General features: G+C 74.2%; 22 protein-coding genes. 7 read left to right on the top strand and 15 right to left on the bottom strand.

Annotation, left to right across the window (positions count from 1 at the left end):
- Positions 1-92: 92 nt before the first annotated feature.
- On the bottom strand, positions 93-1082 hold the full coding sequence (locus tag ACIA79_RS00305; protein ID WP_399425559.1) for an NAD-dependent epimerase/dehydratase family protein: 990 nt from the start codon (positions 1080-1082) through the stop codon (positions 93-95).
- A 403-nt stretch (positions 1083-1485) separates the two neighbouring features.
- Here ACIA79_RS00305 and ACIA79_RS00300 point away from each other — a divergent pair, with 403 nt between their 5' ends.
- Both ACIA79_RS00300 and ACIA79_RS00295 read left to right on the top strand, forming a co-directional pair.
- On the top strand, positions 1486-2139 hold the full coding sequence (locus ACIA79_RS00300; RefSeq protein ID WP_399425558.1) for a hypothetical protein: 654 nt from the start codon (positions 1486-1488) through the stop codon (positions 2137-2139).
- 46 nt (positions 2140-2185) lie between these two features.
- Positions 2186-3658 (top strand): PepSY-associated TM helix domain-containing protein, encoded by a 1473-nt coding sequence (locus tag ACIA79_RS00295; protein WP_399425557.1) that lies wholly within the window; start codon positions 2186-2188, stop codon positions 3656-3658.
- 35 nt (positions 3659-3693) lie between these two features.
- Here ACIA79_RS00295 and ACIA79_RS00290 read toward each other — a convergent pair whose 3' ends face one another.
- From ACIA79_RS00290 to ACIA79_RS00260, 7 genes are all read right to left on the bottom strand, one after another.
- Entirely contained in the window at positions 3694-4251 is a 558-nt protein-coding gene (locus ACIA79_RS00290) for a winged helix-turn-helix domain-containing protein (protein ID WP_399425555.1), read from the bottom strand.
- A gap of 229 nt (positions 4252-4480) precedes the next feature.
- Entirely contained in the window at positions 4481-5674 is a 1194-nt protein-coding gene (locus ACIA79_RS00285; RefSeq protein WP_399425553.1) for an acyltransferase family protein, read from the bottom strand.
- 120 nt (positions 5675-5794) lie between these two features.
- The gene (gene glnII, locus ACIA79_RS00280; protein WP_399425552.1) at positions 5795-6829 is read right to left on the bottom strand and encodes a glutamine synthetase; all 1035 of its coding nucleotides are present in this window, start codon (positions 6827-6829) and stop codon (positions 5795-5797) included.
- Positions 6830-6922: 93 nt separating this feature from the next.
- A complete protein-coding gene (locus ACIA79_RS00275; protein WP_399425550.1) occupies positions 6923-8086 on the bottom strand; it encodes an ARPP-2 domain-containing protein in 1164 nt (387 codons plus the stop codon).
- A complete protein-coding gene (locus ACIA79_RS00270) occupies positions 8083-9534 on the bottom strand; it encodes a hypothetical protein (protein ID WP_399425549.1) in 1452 nt (483 codons plus the stop codon). The genes ACIA79_RS00275 and ACIA79_RS00270 overlap by 4 nt, the downstream gene beginning before the upstream one ends.
- 230 nt (positions 9535-9764) lie before the next feature.
- Positions 9765-10583 carry a hypothetical protein gene (locus ACIA79_RS00265; protein WP_399425547.1) on the bottom strand — a complete coding sequence of 273 codons (819 nt, stop codon included), beginning with the start codon at positions 10581-10583 and terminating at the stop codon, positions 9765-9767.
- 115 nt (positions 10584-10698) lie between these two features.
- Positions 10699-11064 carry an arsenate reductase family protein gene (locus tag ACIA79_RS00260; RefSeq protein WP_399425545.1) on the bottom strand — a complete coding sequence of 122 codons (366 nt, stop codon included), beginning with the start codon at positions 11062-11064 and terminating at the stop codon, positions 10699-10701.
- 132 nt (positions 11065-11196) lie between these two features.
- Here ACIA79_RS00260 and ACIA79_RS00255 point away from each other — a divergent pair, with 132 nt between their 5' ends.
- A complete protein-coding gene (locus tag ACIA79_RS00255) occupies positions 11197-11472 on the top strand; it encodes a hypothetical protein (RefSeq protein ID WP_399425543.1) in 276 nt (91 codons plus the stop codon).
- A gap of 82 nt (positions 11473-11554) precedes the next feature.
- Entirely contained in the window at positions 11555-12736 is a 1182-nt protein-coding gene (locus ACIA79_RS00250; RefSeq protein WP_399425541.1) for a winged helix DNA-binding domain-containing protein, read from the top strand.
- 83 nt (positions 12737-12819) lie between these two features.
- Here ACIA79_RS00250 and glnA read toward each other — a convergent pair whose 3' ends face one another.
- Positions 12820-14229 (bottom strand): type I glutamate--ammonia ligase, encoded by a 1410-nt coding sequence (glnA, locus tag ACIA79_RS00245; protein WP_399425539.1) that lies wholly within the window; start codon positions 14227-14229, stop codon positions 12820-12822.
- Between the two features lie 209 nt (positions 14230-14438).
- Here glnA and ACIA79_RS00240 point away from each other — a divergent pair, with 209 nt between their 5' ends.
- Complete coding sequence (locus tag ACIA79_RS00240) at positions 14439-14906, top strand: RDD family protein (RefSeq protein ID WP_399425538.1); 468 nt, start codon at positions 14439-14441, stop codon at positions 14904-14906.
- Positions 14907-15145: 239 nt separating this feature from the next.
- Here the strand turns inward: ACIA79_RS00240 and ACIA79_RS00235 are convergent, their stop codons facing one another.
- The 4 genes from ACIA79_RS00235 to lipB form a co-directional block, all read right to left on the bottom strand.
- Complete coding sequence (locus tag ACIA79_RS00235; RefSeq protein ID WP_031069610.1) at positions 15146-15850, bottom strand: DUF4191 domain-containing protein; 705 nt, start codon at positions 15848-15850, stop codon at positions 15146-15148.
- A 10-nt stretch (positions 15851-15860) separates the two neighbouring features.
- A complete protein-coding gene (locus ACIA79_RS00230; protein ID WP_399426251.1) occupies positions 15861-16055 on the bottom strand; it encodes a hypothetical protein in 195 nt (64 codons plus the stop codon).
- Positions 16056-16409: 354 nt separating this feature from the next.
- On the bottom strand, positions 16410-17363 hold the full coding sequence (lipA, locus tag ACIA79_RS00225; protein WP_399425536.1) for a lipoyl synthase: 954 nt from the start codon (positions 17361-17363) through the stop codon (positions 16410-16412).
- A 122-nt stretch (positions 17364-17485) separates the two neighbouring features.
- Positions 17486-18304 (bottom strand): lipoyl(octanoyl) transferase LipB, encoded by an 819-nt coding sequence (gene lipB, locus ACIA79_RS00220; protein ID WP_399425534.1) that lies wholly within the window; start codon positions 18302-18304, stop codon positions 17486-17488.
- Between the two features lie 374 nt (positions 18305-18678).
- Between lipB and ACIA79_RS00215 the strand changes: the two genes are divergently transcribed.
- Entirely contained in the window at positions 18679-20148 is a 1470-nt protein-coding gene (locus ACIA79_RS00215; protein ID WP_399425532.1) for a regulator, read from the top strand.
- Positions 20149-20226: 78 nt separating this feature from the next.
- On the opposite strand, the gene ACIA79_RS00210 is transcribed toward ACIA79_RS00215, so the two are convergent.
- Positions 20227-21279: a hypothetical protein gene (locus ACIA79_RS00210; protein ID WP_399425530.1), complete on the bottom strand. Its 1053-nt coding sequence runs from the start codon at positions 21277-21279 to the stop codon at positions 20227-20229.
- 151 nt (positions 21280-21430) lie between these two features.
- Here ACIA79_RS00210 and ACIA79_RS00205 point away from each other — a divergent pair, with 151 nt between their 5' ends.
- Positions 21431-23308 carry a caspase family protein gene (locus ACIA79_RS00205; RefSeq protein WP_399425529.1) on the top strand — a complete coding sequence of 626 codons (1878 nt, stop codon included), beginning with the start codon at positions 21431-21433 and terminating at the stop codon, positions 23306-23308.
- Between the two features lie 85 nt (positions 23309-23393).
- Here ACIA79_RS00205 and ACIA79_RS00200 read toward each other — a convergent pair whose 3' ends face one another.
- Positions 23394-26264, bottom strand: coding sequence for a CHAT domain-containing protein (locus tag ACIA79_RS00200; protein ID WP_399425527.1), 2871 nt, complete (start codon positions 26262-26264; stop codon positions 23394-23396).
- Position 26265 lies beyond the last annotated feature (1 nt).

The raw sequence follows: 26265 nt of genomic DNA, 5'->3' as shown, positions 1-26265 counted from the left end.
AGAACCGCTCCGTTGCATACGGGTGGGACGCACGGCTCGTTCAGCGCGCCGCGGCTTTCGTAGAAATCTCCGTCCGCAAAGCGGGCGAACCGTTACAGCCCCAGCGCCTTCGCCTCCTGCTGCGGGCTCACCCCCACCGCCGGCCGGTCCGGCCGTTGCGGCGCCTCGCCGCCACGGTCGCGCAGCCACGCCCACGTGTCGGCGACCGTCTCCGCCACCGGGCGGCAGCGCAGGCCCGCCGCGAGCGCCTTGGACACGTCGCCGCGGTGCATCGCGTCGTGCGCCTCGCCCGGCGGCAGCCAGACCGGCGCTTGCGTCCAGGGCTCGATGCCCGCGTCGAGGACCGCCTCCGGCTCGGTCCAGCGCAGCCGCGCGTCCGAACCCGTGGCGCGGACGCAGGCGTCGAGCAGCCCGCCCATGGTCGTGTGCCCGCTCGGGCCGGTCAGGTTGTACGGGCCGCGGAGCCCCGCCCGCACCGCGTCCAGGAGCCACTCGGCCAGGTCCCGGGCGTCGATGCACTGCAGCGGCAGGTCGCGCGGGCCCGGGGCGAGGACCGGCCCGCCCCGGGCGATCCGGTTCAGCCACCACGGCAGGCGGCCCACGTTCTCACCCGGTCCGAGGAGCAGTCCCACGCGCGCGAGCAGTGTGCGGCCGGCGCCGAACGCCTCCAGGGCGGCCAGCTCCCCGCCCCGCTTGGCCTCGGCGTACGGCACGTCGCCGGCCGCGTCCGGGGACGCCGCGACGAGCGGGCCGTCCTCGGTCAGCCCCGCCGGCATGGGCCAGGCGTACACGAAGCGGCTGGAGACGTACACGTACCGCCCGGCGCGCGGGGCGAGCAGCCGGGCCGCGTCCCGCACGGCGACGGGTGCGGCCGCCCAGGTGTCGACGACCGCGTCCCACCGCCCCCCGGCGAGCGCCGACAGCCCGCCGGGCGCGGTCCGGTCACCCAGCAGGGCGGTCACGCCGGCGGGCGGCTCGTGCCGCCCCCGGTGGAACACCGTGACCTGCCACCCGCGGGCCAGCGCGGCCTGCGCCACGGCGCGTCCCGCGAACTCCGTACCACCCAGGATCAGAAGTCTCATGCCGCGACTGTGCCCGGCCGCCCCCGCGCGGACCAGCGTTTCTGCTCTCAGGCGATCCCTCGGACCCGGCGCCCGGCACGCATGGGCACTGGCGCGCGGCACACAGCCGTTGTCGCCGCCCGGTACGTCCTCGGACCGGCGCCCGGTCCGTGCGGGGGCTGGCGCCCGGCGGTGCGCCGGAGCCTGCCCGGCGGTGCCTCAAAACCCCGCTCGGCGACATCCCCGGACCCCGCCCGCCGACAAACCCGGACCCCGCCCCGGCGACACACCCGGACTCCCCTCCGGACCGCCGGGGTGGCAGCATGTGCGGACGATGACGGATCCCCGATCGCCCCTGCGCGCCCTGCGCGCCGCGCTTTTCGCGGCGGTGTGTGTGGCCTTGGCCGCGGTGGGGCATTCGTCCATGTCTGCGCATTCCCTCCCGCAGGTCACCCTGCTCCTCGCCTTCGGGGTGACGGCGGGCCTGGCCTGGCTGGCGGCCGCCCGGCGGCGGGGCGCCCCCTTCATCACCGCCGGGCTGCTCGCGCTCCAGGCCGTCCTCCACGTGACCTTCGGCGCGGGCCGGTCCCACCAGGGCCACGGCCACTCCCACGGGCGCCCGCACCCGGCCACCGGCATGCTGCACCCGGCCCATGGCGCGGCCCCGCCCGCGGGGCACCACACCGCGCCGCCGGCCACCGCCGCCGGAGCCGACGCCGCGCACGACGGCGCGTCCGGCCTCGTGCTGTCGCTCCTCGACGCCGTCGGGCTCGGCGGGGCCTCCGCCGGCATGCTGGCCGTGCACCTCCTCGCCGCCGCGGTCTGCGCCCTGTGGCTCGCCCGCGGCGAGGCCGCCTTCTTCCGCCTCGCCCGCGCCGTCGGGGCCCTCGCCTTCACGCCGCTGCGGCTGCTCCTCGACGCCGTGCTGCTGCCCGACGCCCCGCGCCCGCCGCGCGCCGGGCGCCCGCGGGCCGCGCGCCGCCACCACGGCGTCGTCCTCGCGCACAGCCTGTCACGGCGCGGGCCGCCCGCGACCGCCGTACCCCGCGCCACGGTCCCCGGAGCCGCACACGTCTGACCGGGGGCCGCTTCCCCTGCAGACAACGCCGACTCCTAGGACAGTCATGGCCATCGACGATCAGGCGATACCCGCCGCAGCACCCCGGACCACCCCTTCACCGTCCACTCCCTCACGCACCGCCCCCGAGGAAGCGGCCCGCCCGACGACCTGGAGCGCCCTGCGCCCCCTCGTCCTGCGCCTCCACTTCTACGCGGGCCTCCTCATGGCCCCGCTCCTCCTCCTCGCCGCCGTCAGCGGACTGGCTTACGCCCTCTCCTTCCAGGCCGAGAAGGTCGTCTACCGCCACGAGCTGCGGGTGCCGGCCGGCGACCAGGTCTTCCCGCTCTCCGCCCAGATCGGCGCCGCCCGCGACGCCCACCCCGAGGCGACGGTGACGGCCGTGTGGCCGTCGGCGGAGGAGGGGGCCACCACCCGCGTCCTCATGAGCAGCCCGGAGGTCGAGGAGGGCATGTCCCTCGCCGTCTTCGTCGACCCGTACACCGCGGAGGTACGCGGGGCCCTGCCCAGCTACGGCAGTTCGGGCGCCCTCCCGCTGCGCGCCTGGATCTCGCAGTTCCACGCGGACCTGCACCTCGGTGAGCTGGGCCGCAACTACAGCGAGATGGCCGCGAGCTGGATGTGGGTCGTCGCCCTCGGCGGCCTGCTGCTCTGGATCGGCCGCAGGCGCCGCACCAAGCGCGCCCTGTTCGTCCCCGAGCGCGGACCCAAGTCCCGTCGCCGCACCCTCTCCTGGCACGGCTCCGTGGGCCTGTGGGCGGTCACCGGGCTCGTCCTGCTCTCCGTCACCGGGCTGACGTGGTCGCGGTACGCGGGGGAGAACGTCGACCTGCTGCAGAAGACCTTCAGCAGTCCCACGCCCACCGTCTCCGCGGCGCTCGGCGGCGCGACCGCGGGCAGTGGCTCGGGCGGCGGCGCGGACGGCCACGAGGGCCACGGCGCCGGAGGCCACACGGCCCCGGCCGCCACCGGCCCGGACGTCGGCATCGACAAGGCCGTCGAGTCGGCCGCCGCCGCCGGGGTGTCCGGAAAAATCGCGGTGACCCTCCCGGCGGAGGGCAACGGCTACGTCGTCAAGGAGACCGACACCCAGTTCCCGGTCCACCTCGACTCGGTCGCGATCGACCCGGCCGACGGCACGGTCATGGACGAACTGCGGTTCGCCGACTACCCGCTGTTCGCCAAGCTGACCCGCATCGGCATCGACGCGCACATGGGCGTCTTCCTCGGCCTCGCCAACCAGCTCGCCCTCGCCGCCCTCATGGTGGGCCTGATCCTCCTCATCCTGTGGGGCTACCGGATGTGGTGGCTGCGCCGGCCCACCAAGGAGCGCACGCGGGGCTTCGGCCGGCCCGTGCCCCGCGGCGCCTGGCGCAAGGTGCCGGTCACCCTGCTGCTGCCGATCGCGGCCGCGACGGCACTGGTCGGCTGGTTCGTACCGATGCTGGGCATCAGCCTGCTGGTGTTCCTCGTGGCCGACGCGGCGCTGGGCCTGGCGGCCCGCCGCCGCGCCGGCTAGACGGACCCGTCGGGCGGACCGCCCGAACACGCCGGTCAGGGCGTGTACTTGTAGCCGACCCGCCGCACGGTCTGGATCGTGCGGCGGTGCTCGGCGCCCAGCTTCCGCCGCAGCCGGGCCACGTGGACGTCGACCGTACGCCCGTCGCCGACGTGGCCGTAGCCCCACACGGTGGTCACCAGCTGGTCGCGGGTGTGCACCCGGTGGGGATTCGCCACCAGGTGCGCCAGCAGCTCGAACTCCAGGTACGTGAGGTCCAGCGGCCGCCCGTCCACGAACGCGGTGCGCCGGGAGGAGTCGACGGTCACGGGGCCTCCGGCCGGGGCGGCGCCCGCCCCCGGCGCCGGCTCATGCTGCTCTGCGGGGACGAGGACGAGGTAGCCGATCATCGGCGGCTGCCCGGGCAGCGCCGGCACGGCGTGCGCCGGTGCGGGCAGCCAGGTGGCGCCCGGCGGGAGCAGCTCGGTGACGTCGACGACCTCGTCCCGCCCGACGGCCCGCAGCCGGTGCCGGCCGGGGACGGAAGCGGGGGCGGAAGCCGGGGCGGGGACGGGAGAGGGAACGGAGGCGGAGCGGGTACGGGTGTTCGCCATGGTGGGCTCAGCTCTTTCGCGCGAAGGGACGGAAGTACGTCATGGCGCGACGGCCGAAGGCCTCGGGGACGGATCAGGTGCCGCCGGAGGCGTTAGAGGGCCGACGCGTTCCTCGCGCGGCAACACACCCGGTCGAAGTCGTGGTGCTGACGGGACGGCCAGAACGGCTCCAGGTCGCCGCGACCCGTCGCGGCGCACGTGGGGTTCCGGAGGCTGGCCATGGCCCCATTCAACCAGAAGCCGCCCTGGACTTCTCCCTGTTGTCCCGCCACGCTCGCAGCCGGCGTTCCACCGGCCGCTCCACCGCGTGGTGCAGGGCCGCGGCGGCAGCGAGCGAAACCAGCAGCAGCGGCACATACCACAGGAGGTTGGACCATGCCACCGGCTGCAGGCCGTAGACGTCCCGCAGCGCGTAGATGAACGTGGAGTGCACCAGGTAGAAGGCGAACGACCACTCGCCGAGCCGTACCAGGGTGCGTCCGCGCAGGAGCGACCGGCGTCCCCGGAGGTCGCTCCACGCCACCGCCGCGATCATCGCGGCGCAGGCGACGGTGATCCACTCCGCCTTGCCGATGCGCGCGACGTCCGCGGCGAATTCCAGAGCCGGGCTGTCGAACGAGCGGCCCTGGCTCACCACGAGCCAGCCGACCAGCGCACCCGCGCCCACATAGCACCACACCGGCCTCAGGGGTACCCGCCACCCCGTGAGCAGGGCGCGTGCGATGCCTATGCCGATCACGAACTCGCTCAGCCGCACGACCGGATGCGGCACCTGAGCGAGCCACGATGCGGGCCAGTGCCACACGGCGGCCCGGTAGAGCAGGGCCGCGGCGAACGTGAGGGCCGTCAGGACCAGCGCGTCGCGGGCGCGCGTCCGGCCGAAGAGCCGGTGCAGCGCCGGGTGCAGCGCGTAGAAGAAGTACTCGCACGTCAGCGTCCATGCCGCGGGGTTGCCGGAGTACATGACGACGGGGTCCAGGGACCAGGCCTGGAGCAGCACCACCGACAGCAGCAGGATCCCGGCGCTGACCGGTTTCACCCACCAGTCCGCGGGCTCGGGGCTGAAACTGTAGAAGACTGGCACGGCGAGCAGCAGCGCCACCAGGTGGGACGGGTGGATACGCGCCAGGCGCCGCCAGTAGAAGGTCGCTGCCGTGACGCCCGGCCGGGCGGACCAGGTCAGGACGAACCCGGACAGGACGAAGAAAAGCGTGACGCCGTACGTCCCGAACGCGAGCACCTTGTGCACGGGCAGCGGCGCCAGATTGGTCATGTGGTGCGCGAAGACGGCGAACGCCGCCCACCAGCGCAGACCGGTCAGGGAGTCGAGCCGGCGCGTCGGCTCCGTCCCGCCCTCCGTGCTCCGGCGGGGCCCCGGCACCCGCGCACCGCCGAGGGACACCGTCGTCAGCGGCTGCGTCATACAGGTGGCCTCTTCATACGCGTACGGGTGAACGACCCGGCGAAGTGTAGCGACCGGCGTACGGCGGGGCGCTCACCGGTCACCGGTGAGCGCCCCCACGTACGCGACGACTGCGGCGGATCAGACCTGGCCGGCCTTCTCCAGGGCAGCGCAGCAGGTGTCCACGAGCAGGCGGGTGACCGTGTACGGGTCGACGTTGGCGTTCGGACGGCGGTCCTCGATGTAGCCCTTGCCGTCCTTCTCGACCTGCCAGGGGATGCGCACGGAGGCGCCGCGGTCGGAGACGCCGTAGGAGTACTGGTCCCACGGGGCGGTCTCGTGCAGACCGGTGAGGCGGTCGTCGATGCCGGCGCCGTAGTTCTTGACGTGGTCCAGCGGCTTGGAGCCCTCACCGAGCGCCTCGCACGCGGTGATGATGGCGTCGTAGCCCTCGCGCATGGCCTTCGTCGAGAAGTTGGTGTGCGCGCCGGCGCCGTTCCAGTCGCCCTTGACCGGCTTCGGGTCGAGGGTCGCGGTGACGCCGAAGTCCTCGGCGGTGCGGTAGAGCAGCCAGCGCGCGACCCACAGCTGGTCGGAGACCTCCAGCGGCGCCAGCGGGCCGACCTGGAACTCCCACTGGCCCGGCATGACCTCGGCGTTGATGCCGGAGATGCCCAGACCCGCCTTGAGGCAGTTGTCCAGGTGCGCCTCGACGACGTCACGGCCGAAGATCTCGTCGGCGCCGACGCCGCAGTAGTAGCCGCCCTGCGGGGCCGGGAAGCCCCCGACCGGGAAGCCGAGCGGGCGGGTGCCGTCGAAGAAGGTGTACTCCTGCTCGATGCCGAAGATCGGCTCCTGGTCGGCGAACCGCTCCGCGACCTCGGCCAGCGCCGCCCGCGTGTTGGACACGTGCGGCGTCATGTCCGTGTTGAGGACCTCGCACAGGACCAGGATGTGGTCGCCGCCGCGGATCGGGTCCGGGCAGGAGAAGACCGGCTGGAGGACGCGGTCGGAGGCGTGGCCCTCGGCCTGGTTGGTGCTGGACCCGTCGAAGCCCCAGATCGGGAGCTCGGCGACACCGGTGGCCGCGCCCGCCGCGAGTATCTTCGTCTTCGAGCGAAGCTTGGCGGTCGGCTCGGTGCCGTCGATCCAGATGTACTCAGCCTTGATGCTCACGGGGGCCTCATCCTGTGCGGGTGCAGCGGTATGCCGCGCAGCTTGGCAAGAGGGGATTTCCCGGCCGTTGCCCGTTTGTGAACCCCGTGTTACTCAGCTTCCCCGGCCCTCCCGCACCCGCTGTGACACGGTGTGCGCATTCAGCAACGACGCGAAGCCCGCGGCCCGGATCCGGGTCACCAGCTCCTCGTACCCGGTGCCGAGCGCCTCCGCCGTACGCCCCAGGTGCCAGTCGCAGTCCGCCAGCCGCCGCAGCAGGTACCCGCGCCGGATCTGCTTGTCGGACAGCCGGAACGACTTGAGGTACACCGCCCGCCCCTTGTGGTCGGTGATCACCTCGCCGATGTGCTGTTCCTGCCCCGCGTTGTGCACGAACGGCGGCAGGAAGCGGTACAGCTCGTACGGTCCCGCCCGCCGCACCCGCTCGAAGGCGTACGACGTCCCCAGCAGGTCCCGCGCCATCAGCGTGTCGTGCGACTCCGTCCACGACCGCTCCTGCGCACGGGCCGCGGCCCGCAGGTCCGCCAGGCCGCGCAGGTGGCCCGTGTCGCGGATGCGAGCCGTGAACTCGGGCACCGGCGCGCCGTACAGGGCGTACTGGTGCACCGTCTCGCCGTACAGGTCCTCGATCAGGGTCGGGTGCAGCGCGCGGTAGTCGTCCGGGTGCGGGACGAGGAAGGCGGCGGCGAGCGCGTCCGCCGCGTACACCAACACCCCGCACTGGCCCGGATGGATCTCGAACACGCGCAGCGCCTCGCCGAGCCCGCGCACCTGCCACCCGGCGTACGCGGCCTCCGCACGCGGCGAAAGGCCCTGGCGTACCGCCTGCTGGGACCACTCGTCCCACACCACGGACGGACCGCCGAAGTGCAGCGCCAGGTAGCCCTCCAGGGCGAGGTGGAGCGGCAGGAAGCGGAGCCTCTTCCCACCCCGCTCGCCCTTGGCCATGCGGTGGTGGCGCCGGACCGGGACGCAAGCGGGCGGCTCCGCGCCGTCGCCGAACTGCGTCCCGTACGCCGCCGACCCGCCCGTCCGGCCGGTGTCGCCGGACCAGTCCGCGACGAAGCCGTGCGGGATGTACGAGACGTACTCGGTGCGCGGGCCGACGCCGACCGCTCCCGCCCCGTACCCGCCGTACACCTCCCGGTGCAGCCGCAGCCACTCCACCGGCTCCTCCCGCACCAGCGGCACCAGGCGGATGCCGCCCCACACCTGCGCGGGCCGGGCGGTCAGCCCCGCCAGGTCGATCCGGGTCACGCCTCCGCCCCCTTCGTCTCGTTCATGCCCTTCGTCCGCTTCGTGCTCCGCAGGAACAGCTCCACCCGCCGGTCCAGGTACGCCTGCAGATCGGCCAGCCCCGTGCGCCCCTCCGCGAACTGCGCGATCTCCACCAGCGCGGGCAGGTCCTCCGCGTCGCGGATCCCGGCCGTCGGCACGCTCGGGGCCAGACGCCGCACGTCGAAGCCATCGGCGTCGTATACGGGGTTCACGTGCACCACGCTGGTGCGGCGCCCGGCGTCGAGCCGGGTCCGCCACACGCGCAGCACCTCGCCCGCCAGGCCGGGCGGCGCGTTGTCCCACCCGTCGGAGACGATGACGAGCCGCTCCGGCGCCGTGTCCAGCGCGTCGAGGATCCGCGTACCGAGCGGCGTCGGCCCCCAGGGGCGCACCAGTAGGGCATCGGTCCCGCCCGACGTCCACAGCGGCGTGTACGACCCCGCCAGCGCCTCCAGCAGGAAGTGGCAGCCGAGCGCCACCGCGAGCGGGCGGCGCCGCTTCTCGCCCGAACCGGACGAGGAGTAGCTGTCGTCGAGCACCGCCGCCACCCGCCCCCACGTACCGGCGTACGGCCCCGCCGCCCGGCGCGCCGCCGCCCGCAACGCAGCGGTCAGCTCGGCGCGCCGGGCCACCCGCTCCTCCACGCCCAGCGACAGCGCGTACAGCGCGAGCCGGGTCAGCGGCATGACGGTCAGGTCGGTCGCGCCCGGTCCGGTACGCCGGGTGCGCAGCCGCTCCATGCGGGTCATCCGCGGCGCGATCCGCTCCAGGAACACCTGGCGGGGGATGCCGTGCCGGGCGGCGAACCCCTCGGCGACGGTGAACGGCAGCTCGTAGACCGCCGACTGCTCGTAATGGGCGCGGCGGTGCGCGTCCAGGAAGGCGTCGTCGTACCGGACGCGCCGCTTCGGCGCGAACAGGAAGTCGCCCGCCTCGTCGTGCGGGAGCGCCAGGTGCGCGTGACGGACGGCCCCCTTCAGGCCGGACCGGTACTTGACCGCGTCGTGCGCCAGGTCAGGACGGGCCGCCAGCCAGTCGCGCAGCACCGCGCGCGTACGGCGGTTGTTCACCTTCGCGGCCCGCAGCCCGCGGAAGAGGCGGTAGACCCGCTGCGGGGGCAGCAGGGCGAGGCGGGCCGCGATCAGCCGGCCCTCGGCGCGCTTCCGCTCCGGACCGCCGGCGTCGGCCGCCGTGCGCAGCAGCTCCTCGATGATGAGGGCGGCGTTGTGGTCGTTGATGTCGAGGGCGAGCGCGGCCGCGTAGACGGACCGGTAGTTGGTCCGTACGTACGCGTGGAGGAAGGACAGCGACAGCCGCTGCTCGTCGGCTCCGGAGCGGAACTCCCGCTGCCCCGTCGCCGTCACGGCCGCGTTGACGAACAGCAGCACGTCCTCGGCCGCTATGAGGTCGGAGAACGTCTCCGCCATCGCCTTCCCCCCGGTGTGCGCAAAAGCAGGTGCCGGCCGGGGAATGGGGGCGCGAACAGCTGAATCGTTGCTTTACAGGGCAAGTCCCGGAAGTCGCGCCGGAGTCCCGCGGCCGGCCCCCGCAACGTAGCACCGGTGGCCGCGCGGGCCCGAACCGATTTCGGCGGGGGCGCGGCTCACCGGCCGAAGCCGCGCCCCCGCCGGCGGGGTCCGCCGGGGCCCGTCCGGCGTCAGCCGACGCGCTCGATGCGGGCCTTGCGGATGAGGAACTTGCCCGGCTCGCGGACCTGCTCGAACGCGGCGTTGTTCAGCAGGGCGCAGCTGCCGGAGACGGAGGTGACCTCGACGGTGGTGGACTTGTTGTTGTCGAGGTTCGTCACCTTCAGCCGGGTGCCGACCGGGAACTGGTTGCTGGAGGCGGCGGGGGCGCCGCCCTCGCCGGAGAGGGTCACGGTGGACCCGGCGCAGACGACCTCACCTGCGGCCCCGCCCTGTCCGCCGCCGTTCCCGCCGGCGGCCTGGTCGGCCCCGCCGTTGCCGCCGGGGGCTTGGTCGGCCCCGCCCTGTCCGCCGCCGTTGCCGCCGGGGGCTTGGTCTGCGCCGCCGTTGCCGCCGTTGCCGCCGGGGGCTTGGTCGGCCCCGCCCTGTCCGCCGCCGTTGCCGCCGGGGGCTTGGTCGGCCCCGCCCTGTCCGCCGCCGTTGCCGCCGGGGGCTTGGCCCGCGCCGCCGTTGCCGCCGGCCGCCTGGTCGGCGCCGCCCTGGCCCGCGCCGCCCTGGCCCACTTCACAGCCCGACGCGGCCTGCTGGCGCTTGATCTGCTCGATGACCGCCTGCCGGTTGGCGATCCGCGCCTCCGACTGGGCGTCGGGGTTGGCCCGCTGCCCGGCGATGAACTTCTCGTTGTTGCTCAGCGCGGTGGCCAGTCCGTCGCAGGCGACCGACGCCTGGCTGGTCCCGGTCATCACCACCGCCGTACCGCCGACCAGCGCTGCCGCGCCGGCGAACAGGGCGATCTTCTTCTTCGCGCCGAGGGTCTTCTTGCGTGACACGTGGGGGCTCCTGTCCCCGGCCGCACGGGGGAGCGGCGGCCGGATGGGTTCCGTGTGTGCCCCTACGTACGAGTAGCGAGCCGGTTCGTCTCAACTCCCTTTCGTCACAGGCGTTTCAGCGGGAGCGGCCGAGCGCGTCGCGGACCGCTTCCTCCGTCCGGCCGACCACCGCCGTACCGTCGTCCGCCGTGATGATCGGGCGCTGGATGAGCTTGGGGTGCTCGGACAGGGCCGTGATCCAGCGCTCGCGCGCACCGGCCTCGCGCGGCCAGTCCTTCATGCCGAGCTCCTTGGCGGCGGCCTCCTGGGTACGGGTGATGTCCCACGGCTCCAGACCGAGCCGCTCCAGCACGCCCCGGATCTCGTCGGCGGACGGCACGTCCTCCAGGTAGCGGCGGACCGTGTACTGCGCGCCTTCCCCGTCCAGCAGTTCCAGGGCTCCGCGACACTTCGAACAGGCGGGATTGATCCAGATCTCCATGGCCGACACCGTACCGCCCGGCCCCCTCACACCCCGTCCGGCCAGGGCCGATTGTCAGTGGTCGCCGGTAAAATCGGGGTAGTCAGTGAGGGCCCGGGGGAGGGCCCCACACCGCGTACCAGGAGGTCGCCGATGGCTGTCGCCGCGGTCCGGACACTGCCCCTCGAACCCTGGAAGCCTCTGCACAGGAAGCCACTGCCGGCGGGCCGTCCCCGCGAGTGGTACGTCTCCCACAACCGCCGCCTCAAGGCCATGCGCCTGGCGATCGCCCTGCTCGACTCGGGCGTCTACCACCCCTCGAAGGCCGATGACGAGACCATACGCACCACGGCGGCCCGTGTCGGCGTGCACCGGCCGTCCGACGCCACCTGCCGCATGGTGCGCACCCTGATCCGCTCCGGCCGCTGAGCGGCCCGCCCCTTCCCCGTGTCCGCCGCCTCCGGGGGCGGCGGACACGGGCCTGCTCCGTCCGCCCGGTGAGGTTTCCTCCATGCCGACTCCGCGTCCCCGTATGACCGGCGAAGAGCGCAGGCGCCGTATCGCCGTACGCCACCACCTGGCCCCCGAAGCCCGGGCGGGCACGGTCGAGCAGGTCGCCGGCGCGCTGACGGCGCTGCACGGCACCGACCCGGCCACCGTGCACCTGGCCGCGGGGGCGCGGCTGGCGGGTGCGGCCGGTGACCCGGTGGCGGCCATGGAGCGCGCGCCGTACGAAGACCGCACCCTGGTGCGGATGCACGCCATGCGCCACACGCTCTTCGTCGTCCCGACCGCGCTGGCGCCCGTCGTCCAGTCGTCCACCACCGACGCCGTCGCCGCCCGGGAGCGGGCCACGCTCATCAAGCAGCTGAAGGCCGGCAGCTCCCTCGACGAGGCGTGGCTCGCGGACGTCGAGAAGTCGGCCCTCGCGGCCCTGGAGCGGCGCGGCGAGTCCACCGCCGCCGAGCTCGCCCAGGACGAGCCGCGGCTGCGGGAGCAGTTCCTGTACGGCCCCGGGACCCGCTACGAACAGCCGCAGACCGTGGCCACGCGGCTGCTGCGGCTGCTCGGCACCGAGGGCAAGGTGGTGCGGGGCCGCCCGCTCGGCTCGTGGACGTCCAGCCGGTTCCGCTGGGCGATCGCCCCCGCGCTGCCGGCCCTTGCGCCGGCGGAGGCGCAGGCCGCGCTCGTCCGGCGGTGGCTGGCCTCCTACGGCCCGGCGACCGAGGCGGACCTCGCCTGGTGGAGCGGCTGGAAGGTCACGGACGTCCGCAAGGCGCTGTCGGCCGTCGAGGCCGTCGAGACCGACCTCGACGAGGGCGCCACCGGGTACGTACTGCCCGGCGACACCGGCCCGGCCGGGGAGCCGGCGCCGTGGGCCGCGTTCCTCCCGGCGCTGGACCCCACGCCCATGGGCTGGCAGCAGCGCGACTGGTACCTCGACCCCGGCCACCGCGCCGAGCTCTTCGACCGCAGCGGCAACATCGGCCCCACGGTCTGGTGGAACGGCCGGATCATCGGCGGCTGGGCCCAGCGCCCGGACGGCGAGCCGGTCTGGCGCCTGCTGACGGACCCCGGGAGCGAGGCGGTGAAGGCCGTCAAGGCGGAAGCGTCCCGCCTCCACGCCCGGCTGGCCGGCACCCGCGTCACCCCCCGCTTCCGCACCCCGCTGGAGCGCTCGCTGTCCGCGTGAGCGCCCGCCGTCATGCGGAAGGACCGCCACCCCTGCGGGGTGACGGTCCTCGGCGACGGCCCGCGGGAGCGGGCCGGGTGTTCCTAGATGTCGAAGTACAGCTCGAACTCGTGCGGGTGCGGCCGCAGCTGGATCGGCTCGATCTCCTTGGTGCGCTTGTAGTCGATCCACGTCTCGATCAGGTCGGACGTGAAGACGCCACCGGCCTGGAGGTACTCGTTGTCCTCCTCCAGCGCCTTCAGCACCGAGGCGAGGTCGGTCGGGACCTGCGGGACGCCCGCGTGCTCCTCGGGGGCGAGCTCGTAGAGGTCCTTGTCGATCGGCTCCGCCGGCTCGATCTTGTTCTTGATGCCGTCGAGGCCGGCCAGCAGCAGCGCCGAGAAGGCCAGGTACGGGTTGGACGACGGGTCCGGGGCGCGGAACTCGACGCGCTTGGCCTTCGGGTTCGAGCCCGTGATCGGGATGCGCATCGCGGCGGAGCGGTTGCGCTGCGAGTACACGAGGTTCACCGGAGCCTCGAAGCCCGGCACCAGGCGGTGGTAGGAGTTCACCGTCGGGTTGGTGAAGGCCAGCAGCGACGGGGCGTGCTTCAGGATGCCGCCGATGTAGTAGCGGGCGGTGTCGGAGAGGCCCGCGTAACCCTGCTCGTCGTAGAAGAGCGGGTCGCCGCCCTGCCACAGCGACTGGTGGACGTGCATGCCCGAGCCGTTGTCACCGAAGATCGGCTTCGGCATGAAGGTCGCGGTCTTGCCGTTGCGCCAGGCGACGTTCTTCACGATGTACTTGAAGAGCATCAGGTCGTCGGCCGCGGCGAGCAGCGTGTTGAACTTGTAGTTGATCTCCGCCTGGCCGGCGGTGCCGACCTCGTGGTGCTGGCGCTCGACCTGGAGGCCGGACTTCTCCAGCTCCAGGGAGATCTCGGCGCGCAGGTCGGCGAAGTGGTCGACCGGCGGGGCCGGGAAGTAGCCGCCCTTGTAGCGGACCTTGTAGCCGCGGTTGTCCTCGAGCGCACCGGTGTTCCAGGCGCCGGCCTCGGAGTCGATGTGGTAGAAGCCCTGGTTCGCGGAGGTCTCGAAGCGGACCGAGTCGAAGACGTAGAACTCGGCCTCGGGACCGAAGTACGCGGTGTCCGCGATGCCGGTGGAGGCGAGGTAGGCCTCGGCCTTCTTGGCGATGTTGCGCGGGTCACGGCTGTACTGCTCGCCCGTGATCGGGTCGTGGATGAAGAAGTTGATGTTCAGCGTCTTGTCGCGGCGGAAGGGGTCCACCCGGGCCGTGGACAGGTCGGCCCGCAGCGCCATGTCCGACTCGTGGATGGCCTGGAAACCGCGGATCGACGAGCCGTCGAAGGCGAGCTCCTCAGCCGGGTCGAACGCCGTCGCCGGGATCGTGAAGTGCTGCATCACGCCCGGAAGGTCGCAGAACCGGACGTCGACCATCTTGACGTCGTTGTCCTTGATGAACTTCTTGGCTTCGTCGGCGTTCTGGAACATCCAACTCCTCCTACTCCCACCCAGGGAGGGGCGGGGTTGCAGCTCGGTCGTGAGGCCAGTGCGGTGGCACACGCTGGTTCCGACCCTAGGTACCCGGGATTTCTCAGGCATGACCCATTTGTTTCGGTGAAGTTAACCAGCAGCCCGACGGGTAACACGGCAAGGACCCGGGCGGAAGTGATCGAAAGCGGGCACAGTACCGTGGTCGGGTGGACAACAGGCAAGCAATCGGATCGTGGCTCTCCGGACCGCGCGCGGCCGCCGAGGACATGGGTGTCGACTTCGGTTACCGGGGCGAGCGGCTCGGGCTGCCGCAGGAGGGGCCCGGCTCCATCGCCCCGCTCGGGCGACGCTTCGGAGCCCTGTTCATCGACTGGACGCTCTGCGTGGTGATCGCATACGGCCTGATCGCGCGAGGTGACCAGACCGCGGCCGGCAACTGGGCCGTGGTCGTGCTGCTCGTACTGAGCGTACTCACCGTCGGTACGGTCGGCAGCACTCCCGGCAAGCGGATCTTCGGGCTGCGCGTCATCTCGGTCGACGGCGAGCGGCTCGGCATCGTCCGGGTGGTCGTCCGCAGCGCGCTGCTGTGCCTGGCCATCCCCGCGCTCGTCTGGGACCGCGACGGCCGCGGGCTGCACGACCGCCTCGCCCGGGCCGTCCAGGTCCGCATCTGATACCCGCCCCGCCCCGGCACCACCGGAGCAGGGCCAGGGTACGGAGACCCCCCGCTCGGGCGACCGGCGGGGGTGGGCCCGCGCCTCCGGCCGGAGCGCCGCCGCGCACGGGACGGCCTCCGGAGCGCGCACGGGCCGGCACGCGGAAGACGCACGGGACGGCACACAGGAAGAGGGGCGCTCCGCCATCGCGGAGCGCCCCTCTTCCTGTGTGCCTGGACGCGTACCTCCGGGGGGCCCTAGCGCATCCGGCCGCCGCGCGGCATCCGCATGCCCTTCGGCATCGGCCCCTTCGGCAGCGGCATGTTGCTCATCAGGTCGCCCAGCGCACGCAGCCGGTCGTTCGCCTGCGTCACCTGCGGGCCCGAGAGGACGCGGGGCAGCTTCAGCAGGGTCACGCGCAGCTTCTTCAGCGGCACCTGGCCCTCGCCGGTCCCCACGACGATGTCGTGCACCGGTACGTCGACGACGCGGGCCATCCGCTTCTTCTCGGCCGCCAGCAGCGACTTCACCCGGTTCGGGTTGCCCTCCGCCACCAGGACGATGCCGGCCTTGCCGACAGCGCGGTGCACCACGTCCTGGTTGCGGTTCATCGCCACCGCGGGGGTGGTCGTCCAGCCGCGTCCCACGTTCTGCAGGACGGCGGCGGCCGCGCCCGGCTGGCCCTCCATCTGCCCGAAGGCCGCCCGCTCGGCGCGGCGCCCGAAGACGATCGCCATCGCGAGGAAGGCCAGCAGGAAACCGAGGATGCCCAGGTATACCGGGTGGCCGATCAGGAAGCCGATCGCGAGGAGGACGCCGAAGACGACGATCCCCACGCCCGCGACGACAAGACCGACCTTCGGGTCGGCCTTTCGGGTCATCTTGTACGTCAGGGCGATCTGCTTCAGTCGCCCGGGGTTCGCAGCGGCGTCAGCGCCGTCTGAGTTTGCCTTCCTCGCCATGCTGTGAAGTTTACGTGGCCGAGGAAGTGCGGCCCGACACGGCCTCCAGTACGTGCTGGGCCTCGACCCGGTCCCTGGCCCGGGCGCGGTCCTCCAGGACGGACGTCCAGGCGTTGCGGCGGGCGGTGCGCTGGCCCGCGCCCAGCAGCAGCGCCTCCAGGGTGCGCAGGGCGTCGGTGACGGAGGGGAACGCGTGGGCATGCACCTCGCGGGGTGTGCGCAGTGCACGCACCTCGCGCAGATCGCGTACCTCGTGTGCCTCACGTACCTGGTGAGCCATGGTGGTGGGTCCCCCCTCGGAGCGGGTTCGTCGGGAGCGGAACGCAAGCGCGTGTGCACTGCGTACGAACAGCATCACAGATTGGTGTTACCAAGGCATGACCGAGCGGTCAAACACCGATGAAACGTTCAAGCAGGCGCCGGGGACACGGCCCGGTGAACGGGCGCGGCCCGCACCGTCCCCCACCTGCGGGGACCGTACGGGCTGCGTCCAACCGGACGTTACTGGCCGGTAATGACTTGTGCTCGGGTTCACACGGCGGTCGCCCCGCCGCGGCCGTCAGGCGACCGTCTCGCCCCGGCGGTCCATGGCCTGCTGGAAGAGGCGGCCGGCCCGGTACGACGAACGGACCAGCGGGCCGGACATGACGCCGGAGAAGCCGATCTCCTCGGCCTCCTCCTTCAGCTCCACGAACTCGTGCGGCTTCACCCACCGCTCCACGGGGTGGTGGCGCACCGACGGCCGCAGGTACTGGGTGATCGTGATCAGCTCGCAGCCCGCGTCGTACAGGTCCTGCAGTGCCTCGCTGACCTCCTCGCGGGTCTCACCCATGCCGAGGATCAGGTTCGACTTGGTGACCAGGCCGGCCGCGCGGGCCTCGGTGATCACCTTCAGCGAGCGCTCGTAGCGGAAGCCGGGGCGGATCCGCTTGAAGATCCGGGGCACGGTCTCGACGTTGTGCGCCAGCACCTCGGGGCGGGCGGAGAAGACCTCGGCCAGCTGGTCGGGCTCGGCGTTGAAGTCGGGGATCAGCAGCTCGACCTTGGTGCGGCCGGCGGGCCGGCCGGCCGTCTGCGCGTGGATCTGGCGCACGGTCTCCGCGTACAGCCAGGCGCCGCCGTCCTCCAGGTCGTCGCGCGCGACGCCGGTGATGGTGGCGTAGTTCAGGTCCATCGCGACGACCGACTCGCCCACGCGGCGCGGCTCGTCCCGGTCCAGCGCCTGCGGCTTGCCCGTGTCGATCTGGCAGAAGTCGCACCGCCGGGTGCACTGGTCACCGCCGATGAGGAAGGTGGCCTCGCGGTCCTCCCAGCACTCGAAGATGTTCGGACAGCCCGCCTCCTGGCAGACCGTGTGCAGTCCCTCGCTCTTCACCAGCTTCTGGAGCTGGTTGTACTCGGGGCCCATCTTCGCCCGGGTCTTGATCCACTCGGGCTTGCGCTCGATGGGGGTCTGGCTGTTCCGGACCTCCAGGCGCAGCATCTTGCGTCCGTCGGGAGTGACTGCGGACACGGCTGGCTCCTACGGCTTCGATTCCTCGGCGAACACCAGGGTACGCCCCATAAAAATGCGGCCTTGTCGGCGGCTGTCGTGACGCTTGGCCAACCTGTGGCCACAGCGTGGCATTCCCCGCGCTAGGCGACGGCCGCCTCGCCGGGGGCGCCGGCCCCGTCGATCACCCGCGGCTGCGGCTCCGCGTTCTCCAGCACGTCCCGCAGGTGCTTCTCCGCCACCGGCAGCACGTCGGCGATCGTCAGGTCCCGGCCCAGCTCCTGTGCCAGCGAGGTCACACCGGCGTCGCGGATGCCGCACGGGACGATCCGGTCGAACCAGGTGTTGTCCGGGTTCACGTTCAGGGCGAAACCGTGCATCGTGACGCCCTTGGCCACCCGGATGCCGATCGCCGCCAGCTTGCGGTCCTCCCGGCGCTGGCCGGCGTTGGAGGGGGCGTACTCCGGGCCGTTGAGGCGCGGGTCGAACTCGTCGTCCTGCAACCGGGGGTCGAAGTCCAGCGACAGGCCGCCCAGCGAGGGGCGCTCCTCCACCGGGTCGCCGAGCACCCACACACCGCTGCGGCCCTCGACCCGGGTCGTCTCCACGCCGAACTCCGCCGCGGTGCGGATCAGCGCCTCCTCGAGGCGGCGCACGTGCGCCACCACGTCCACCGGGCGCGGCAGCTTCAGGATCGGGTAGCCGACGAGCTGGCCCGGGCCGTGCCAGGTGATCTTGCCGCCCCGGTCCACGTCCACGACCGGCGTCCCGTCCAGCGGGCGCTCGCTCTCCGCGGTCCGCCGCCCGGCCGTGTAGACGGGCGGGTGCTCCAGCAGCAGGCAGGTGTCCGGGATCTCGTCCGCGAAGCGAGCGGCGTGGATCTCACGCTGCTTGTCCCACGCCTTCCGGTATTCGACGGCTTCCTCGCCGAATCCCAGACGGACGAATCGGAGCTCACTCACGGCACGCCTCCCTCTTGTGTGCGAATCGCGCCTCGGCCACTGTACGGCGGCGCGGGCCGTGGCGGTCGGGCAGGGCGGGCGGGGCCCGATCCGGCCGCGATCCCGCCCGGGGTCGGGCCCGGGCAGGCTGTGGCGCGGTCCGGAAACCGTCGCTCCCGGTGCGGCCGCGAGCTGTGCCGGGGCGTGCGCGGAACGTCAACGGCCTGCTCCGTCAGCGCAGGCCCCAATCCTCACACGATCGGATGAATGTGGGGCGAACGTGGCGGTCCGGGCGTCGGCGACAGTTAAATTCGCGCCGTTCCAAGGGGGTCTGCACCCCGGCCCGGAAGCATCCGGAAGGTACCCGGAAGGCAAGGCAGGAGACCGCACACCTGATGACGGATCGCCCCCCGCAGCGCACCCCCAACCGCCAGCTCGCCGCCCTCATCGCCGAGGCCGGATTCTCCAACGCGGGCCTGGCCAGACGCGTCGACCAGCTCGGTCTGGAGCACGGCCTCGACCTGCGTTACGACAAGACCTCGGTCACCCGCTGGCTGCGCGGGCAGCAGCCGCGCGGCACCACACCCGCCCTGATCGCCGAGGTCTTCACCCGGCGCCTGGGGCGGCGCCTGTCCGCCCAGGACCTCGGCCTCGACGCCTGCGCGCCCGTGTACGCCGGGCTGGAGTTCGCGGCCTCCCCCGAGGAAGCGATCGACATCGTCAGCGGCCTGTGGCGCAAGGACTCCGGCAGCCACGCCGAACTGCGCAAGATCGCCTTCACGCCGGCCGGACTGGTCGTGCCCAGCCGGGACTGGCTGATCGGCTGCGCCGACGAGCGCGTGGGGCGCGGCGAGCCCCCGCAGCCCGCGGAGGTCCGCGTCCCCGCCCAGGGCCGGGGCACCGTCCCCCGCCAGCGCGCCACCGAGCGCACCGACCGGAGCACCGACCGCGCCCCCGGCCAGCGCGTCACCGGCGGCGACATCGCCGCCCTGCGCTCCGTCGGAGAGCTCTTCCGCACCCTCGACCACGCCTACGGCGGCGGCCACGCCCGCCAGGCCCTCGTCCGCTACCTGGAGCACGAGGCCGAGCCCATGCTGCGCGGCGTCTACGGCGAGACCGTGGGCCGCCGGCTGTTCGCCGCGACCGCCGACCTCACCCGGCTGGCCGGGTGGACGTCGTACGACATCGCCGCGCACGGACTCGCCCAGCGGTACTTCGTCCAGGCGCTGCGGCTCTCGCAGGCCGCCGGCGACCGCGCGTACGGCTCGTACGTACTGATCACCATGAGCCGTCAGGCCGTCCACCTCGGTCACGGGCGGGAAGCCGTGCAGCTCGCGCGCGTCGCCCAGCAGGGCGTGGGCTCCGCCGCGCCGCCCGTCGTCCAGGCCCTGCTCCACTCCGTCGAGGCGCGCGGACACGCCCTGCTCGGCGAGGTCCGGGCGAGCACCGCCGCGCTCGTCCGGGCGGAGCGGGCGCTGGACGGGGCCCGGCCGGGCGACGACGTGCCCTACTGGGCCCGGTTCTTCGACGAGGCGGAACTCGCCGACGACGCCGCGCACTGCCACCGCGACCTCCACCAGTACCGGGTCGCCGTCCAGCACGCGGAGCGCGCGCTCCAGCTCCGCGCGCCCGCCTTCGCCCGCAGCCGCCTCTTCTGCCGCATCGTCCTGGCCTCCGCCCGCCTGGGCCTCGGCGAGCTCGACCAGGCCTGCGCGCTGGGGGCGGAGGCCGCCCAGCAGGCGTCGGAGATCCGCTCGGCCCGTGCCGTCGAGTACGTACGCGACTTCGAGCGCCGCCTGGAGCCGTACAAGGACGCGGCGGCGGTGCGGAACTACCGCGACCGGGTCGGCGCCATCGGGCTCTGACGCCGGCCACCCACCGGCGCTCCGATACGTGGCGGCGTCCCGGCACCGGCCGGGCCCCGGCCGGCGTCGGGGGCCGGTTCAGCCGCGCAGGGACACGCCGAACCGGGTGCGCAGGCGCCTGATCTCCCACCAGGCCAGGGCCGTCACCGACGCGGGGCCGCCGAGCAGGGCGCCGACCTGAACCAGCGGCGGCCCCGGCGGCAACTCGGCGATGGCCAGGTTCAGGGCCGCGAACTCCCACACCAGGACGCCGGTGAGCAGGGCCGGCAGCGCGGCGTGCACCTGTGTCGTGTGGAACGCCGTGCGCACCGCCGTCGGGGACGAGAGCACCACGAAGAACACCAGCCACAGCACCGGTGCCAGCAGCGCGACCACCAGGAGACCGACGGGCACGCTGCCCGGGAACTCCCGGTAGAGGGCGAACATCGCCAGCAGCAGGGCCGGTACGGCCGTGAAGGCGCCGAAGTAGCAGAGCACCGCACGCCGCGCCGGGCGCAGCCGGGACCACATGCCCGGCCGCGCGGCCGGCGGCGCGAAGCGGAAGAGCACCGCCAGCACCAGGGGCGCGGTGAGCAGCAGGAGCCACGGCGTGGTCATCAGCCGCAGCGTGAACTGGTCCTGCGCGTCCGCCCAGTCCTCGGACGTGCCCCACACCGCCAGGATGGCGAAGGACGCGGCGAGCGCGAGCCCCGCACGGACCTTCTGCAGGAGCACCAGGTCCGGATCGAGCAGGCGGCGGGCCCGGTCCACCGGGAAGACCCGCAGGGACGCGCGGCGGGCCGAGCGGGCCAGGGGGTAGGTGAGCAGCAGGACCAGGAAGGGCCAGCCGCAGCACAGCACCAGCCCCCAGATGCAGCCGGGGATGCGGCGGATGATCCCCAGCAGTTCCCTGAGCGTCGGCCACTCTTCCTCGCGGAACCGCCGCCACAGCGACGGGCGCGGCGAAGGCGGCCCGTACGGCCCGTACGGGTGGGGGTGGTGCGGCGCGCGGCCGTACGGCGGGAAGGGGCCGGAGGGCGGACGGCCGCCGTGCGGCGGGGGGCCGTGCGGCGGGTAGGGGCCGGCCGGCCCGTACGGGTTCCCCGGTGGTGGCCACGGCGGCCCGTAGGGACCCTGCCCCCCGATCGTCACGCCGACATCCCTCCCGCACCCGCGCGCTGATGACTCGTCCAGGACAGTCAACTGCCAAACGCCCGCCCGCACACGGGGATCCGGGCAGGTGCCCGGCAACCGCCCGGGAAACGCCCTGCCGCCGCCCCGCACGGCCTGACAGGATCGCGGTATGCGCACCGTGTACGCCCTGTTCGTGGGCATCGACGACTACCCGGGCGCGCCGTTGCGCGGCTGTGTCAACGACGTACGGGAAGCGGAGGACTGGCTGCGGCGGCACGGCGGTCCGGCCACCGACGTGCGGACGCTGCACGACGCGCAGGCGACCCGGGCCGCGGTGGTGCGGGGCGTCGAGGAGCACCTCGGGCAGGGCGGCCCCGGCGACACCGCGCTGCTGTGGTTCAGCGGCCATGGCAGCGAGCGCCCGACCGACGATCCCCGTGAGGCGACCGGCATGTGCCAGGCCCTCGTCTGCCACGACAGCCTCGACGCCGGCGGCCGGCCTCTCCTGCAGGACACCGAACTCGGCGCCCTGCTCGACGCGATCGCCGGGCGCGGCGTCCACGTCGTCGCCGTGCTCGACTGCTGCCACGCGGGCGGCGCCACCCGCGGCACCCCCGCCGGAGTCACGGCGCGCGGCCTGGAGTGGCGCCCGTGGTGGCGCACGAGCGGCCACCCGGAGGGCGCCGCGGCGAGCGCGGACCGCTCCGGCGGTTCCGGCGGCTCGCGGGACGGCGGCGCGCCGGACGGGCCCGAGCCGCGGCGGCACGTGCTGCTCGCCGCCTGCCGGCCGCAGGAGCGCGCCCACGAGGCCGAGCTCGACGGGCGCGTCCGCGGCTACTTCAGCCACGCGCTGCTCCACGCCCTGCACCGGCTCGGGCCCACGGCCGCGTACGGCCCGCTCCACGCCCTCACCGAGGAGCGGGTGCGCGGCCTCCATCCCTTCCAGCACCCCGGGCTGCGCGGTCCGCACGACCGGAGCTTCCTGCACGGCGACACAGTCCCCGGCTCGCCGTTCCTGCTCCGGTACACCGCGTCGGGCTGGGAGGTCGACTGCGGGTACGCCCACGGACTGCGGGCCGCCGGCGCCGAGTTCACGCTCCTCGGCGAGGACGGGCGCCGGGTCGCCGTCACCGCCGTACGCCCGGAGTCCGCCCTGGTGGAGCCCGTCGACTGGCGACCGCTGCCCGCCGAGCGGGAACGGGTGCACCCGGTGACCCCGTCCGCACTGGCCTTCCCGCCCGCCGCCGTGACGGTGCTCGGCCCGCCCGGCACCGTACGGATGGTGTCGGAGGCGCTCGCCGGGGCGCCGCTGCTCGCCGAGGGCGGGGGCGGGCTGCCGCTGCGCGTCGAGGCCGGCGGCGACGGCTGGGCCCGGGTTTCCGGCGGCGACGGGCACCCCCTCGCACCGCTGCCCCTGCGGACGCCCGCCGACGCCGGCCGCCTCGCCGACTGTCTCACCCACATCACCCGCTGGCACCACATCCGGGACCTCGCCAACCCCGACCCGTGGCTGTCGTCGCTCGTCCGCGTCACCGCCGAGCCGCTCGTCGGCACGGTCGGGCGCACCGCCACCGGCGAGACGGTCTGCGCGTACACCGGCGACCTCCGGGAACCCCAGGTGCGGGTCCGCATCCACAACGACTCGCCGCTGGAACTCTGGTGCGTGCTGCTCGACCTGACGGACAGTTACGGAGTGTCGCCGAGCCTGTACGAGGGGGACTTCGTCGGCCCCGGGCGCGCGGGGCTCGCCCGGCACGGGGAGCCCGTGTGGCTGCGCCTGCCGCCGGGGCGGGCCGTGGTGCGCGGCGCGTCCACCCGCGACTGGCTGAAGGCGATCGTCGCGGAGAACGAGCTGAACACCGCGCCCTTCCGGCTGCCGCCCTGGTCCGCGGCCGCACCGGGGGCGGCGCGCGGCGTGACCGCGGCGGCGAACGGCGGTCTGCTGCGGCTGGCCCCACCGCGCGGCAGCCGCGACGCGGGCGGCCCGGCGCACGCGGTGGGCCGGTGGGGCACCGCCATGATCGGCCTGCGCACGGTGGTCCCGTAGCCGCACGGCGGGGCCCCGCACCGGCGCCGCCGCACGGGCCGATGGGGCCCCACCGGCGGCGCCCCGCCGCCGAAAAACCACCGCCTCAGTGGCCCAGGTGGGTGAAGCCGGCCCATCCGGTCAGGTCGTCGCTCCGGACCAGCGGTACCCGCTCGGCCAGCCGCGGGGGCATCCCGGGCGGGGCCTGGCGCCGGTCGTCCAGCATCCACAGCTGGGCGCTGCGCAGCGCCTGGCCGGGTGGCAGGCCGTCACGGCTCATGTAGTGGTGCGTCATGTACATCAGCAGGGACGTGGCCTCGTCCGGCACCGGCCACAACGACCCCACCACCGAGCGGGCGCCCGCCACCAGGAACGCCGTCGCCAGGCTGTACGCCTCGTCGTAGCCGCGACCCGACACGTTCGTACGGCAGGCCGCCAGGACGACCAGGTCCAGGTCCCGGTAGCGGTCCGCGCCCTCCGTCAGCTCCTCCGCCGCCAGCTGCCCGCCCGACAGGGCGAGGTAGGCACTGTGCCGCCCGCCCTGGCGGACCACCCCGTGGCACGCGAGGTGCAGCAGGCCGCCGTGCTGGCGGCGCAGCCAGCCGGTCACCGCAGCCGGTGTGGCGGTGCCGGGGCCGAGAAGCTCGCCGCCGGGGTGGAAGGTGCGGTGGATCGCCTCGGCCTCCTCGCCCGCGTGGTGCAGGTCGCGGGTCGGGTTGCCGACCACGAGGGCCTGCCGCCCCGCGCCGGCTCCCGCCTCCGGCCGGTCGGCCACCTCGCACAGCAGCCGGGCGGACGGCACGTACGAGATCCGGGCCTGCTCGCAGGCGTACCCGGGGCGCGTCCGCAGGCGGTGCCGTACGGGAACGCGTGCCGCGTGCCACGGCACCATGCCGAGCTCGGCCATGGGCACCAGGACGAGGGCCGGGGCCGTGCCGAAGCCCCGCGGGACCTCCCCGAGCAGCGGCTCCATCACCGCCTGCCCCGCCCAGTCGCACAGCCGCTCCAGCGCGGCACGGGCCGCACCGGCGGCGCCCGGCCGCGGTCCCGGTCCCGGGGCCGGGGGAGCGGCGGGCGGGCCGCCCGCGTCACGACCGGGCGCCCCCACGGCCCGGTACCGCGTCAACGGCTCGGCGTCCCCGGCCAGTCCGGGCAGCGGCAGCGCACGGACCGATCCGTCGGTGCGCACCATGAGGGCGGTGCCGGGCAGCCGCCGGTCGTGGAGCGGGTCCTCACCGCCGGGCAGCAGATAGACCAGCGCCGTCGCGGACACGGCCCGCAGCGCCGTGCCGATCTCCGCGGGGGTCGGCACCTCCAACAGCCGCCGCCGCTGCGGGGAGGCCGCGAGCGCCTCCAGCACACGCCGCCGCAGCCGGCTGGACGGCCCCGACAGCACGGGACCGCCGGTCAGCGCCGCGTCCTCGCCCAGCTCGGGGGCGGGCGAGCCGGCCGCGCGCCACTCGTCGGCGAGGTCGGACCGGCCGAGTGCGGTGAGCATGCCGGGCACGGTGGTCGCGACCGTGGCCGCGTGCAGCACGAGTCCGCGCCCGGCGTCCAGGGCCCGCACGGCGTCGTCGACCGCACCGTCGGCCAGGCACCAGCGGGCCACGTCCAGGGCGTACTCCCCGGCGCGCCGCCCCGTCTCCGCGGCGTGCGCCGTACCCGACTGGAGCAGGACGCTCCAGGCGGCGGCGCGCAGCGCGTCCAGCCCGACGCTCCGCGACCGGTCGTGGTTGAGCCGCGCCGCCCGCGTGCCCGGCGGCTGCACGTCGCCCCGGATGCGGTACGCCGTCGCCAGCGACATCCCCAGGGCGCCCCACAGCGCGTACTCGGGGCCCCCGGCGAGCCGCCGCGCGTGCACCAGCCAGGAGACGCCCTGGTCCAGGTGGTCGCGGCGCTGCTGCGGCGTGCCCGTCAGCCCCGCCACGGCGCAGTGGCAATTGCCGAGGACGCACGCGTAGCGGATCCACCGCTCGTCGTCCGGCTCGATCAGGTCCAGCGCCTCCGCCAGCAGTTCCACGGCCTCCCGGGCCCGGTCGGGGGAGCGGGTGAGCAGCCCCCGGACGGCCCGGCCGATCGCCGCCTCCCCGAGCTTGTCGGCCCGGGCGCCGGGCGGCAGGAGCGCGAGCCGCCGGCGCACCTCCTCCAGCGGCGGCGCGTCCGTCAGGCCGCTGTCGTCGACGACCCCGGTACGCCGGCCCCGCAGCACCGCCAGGCTGCCCCGAGCCGCGTCGAGGTACGTCTCGAACGTGACCCGGTCCATGTGGTCGGACGGCAGCCGGGCGAGCACGGACTCCAGCTCGGGGATCAGCGCCGCGAGACCGGCCTCGTCGTCGCGGCGCACGGCCTGGCGCGTCCGGAACGCGGCGAGCTGGCCTGCCATCTCCAGGCGCCGCATGCCGTCGAGTGCCGGCGTGTCGACCAGCCGGCCCAGGTCGTCCAGGGCCGAGTCGAACTCGTCCTCGCCGCCGCCGTACTGGGCGAGCAGCACCCGCAGATGGGCGTGGGTCAGGTCGTACACGTCGCGTTCCGGACTGCCCGGGGGCAGCTGGGCGCGCGCCTCCTCCACCCGGGCCAGGGCCTGTTCGAGATCGGCGGCGCCGGCGGTGGCCTGGTTGAGGACGGTCTGGCCGGCGAGGCCCGCGACGGCGGCCTGCCAGCGCTCGTCCCGCGGCCCGTGGGCGCGCGCCTCCGCGAGCAGCTCGTCCCGCCGCCGCGTCGTGGCGGACGGCAGGCCGAACTGCAGGACCGTCAGGAGCATGAGGATCTGGCCCGCGCGCAGGCCCGACTCCACCGATCCGCGCGGCAGCGCCCGCCAGTCGGTGTACAGGCGCTCGAACGCCTCGGCCGAGGTGGTACGGCCCAGCCGGTCGCAGACCAGCGCGTTCACCCGCGCGAGCTCCTCGCCGCTCGTCAGGGGGCCGATCTTCTGCAGTTCGGACAGCAGCGCGTCCAGGTCGTAGGGCCTCACCGCCACG

This window comes from Streptomyces sp. NPDC051310, from assembly GCF_044455245.1.
Taxonomy (GTDB): domain Bacteria; phylum Actinomycetota; class Actinomycetes; order Streptomycetales; family Streptomycetaceae; genus Streptomyces.
The sequence above is the reverse complement of the archived record's forward strand: the minus strand, read 5'-3'. Positions and strand labels throughout refer to the sequence as shown.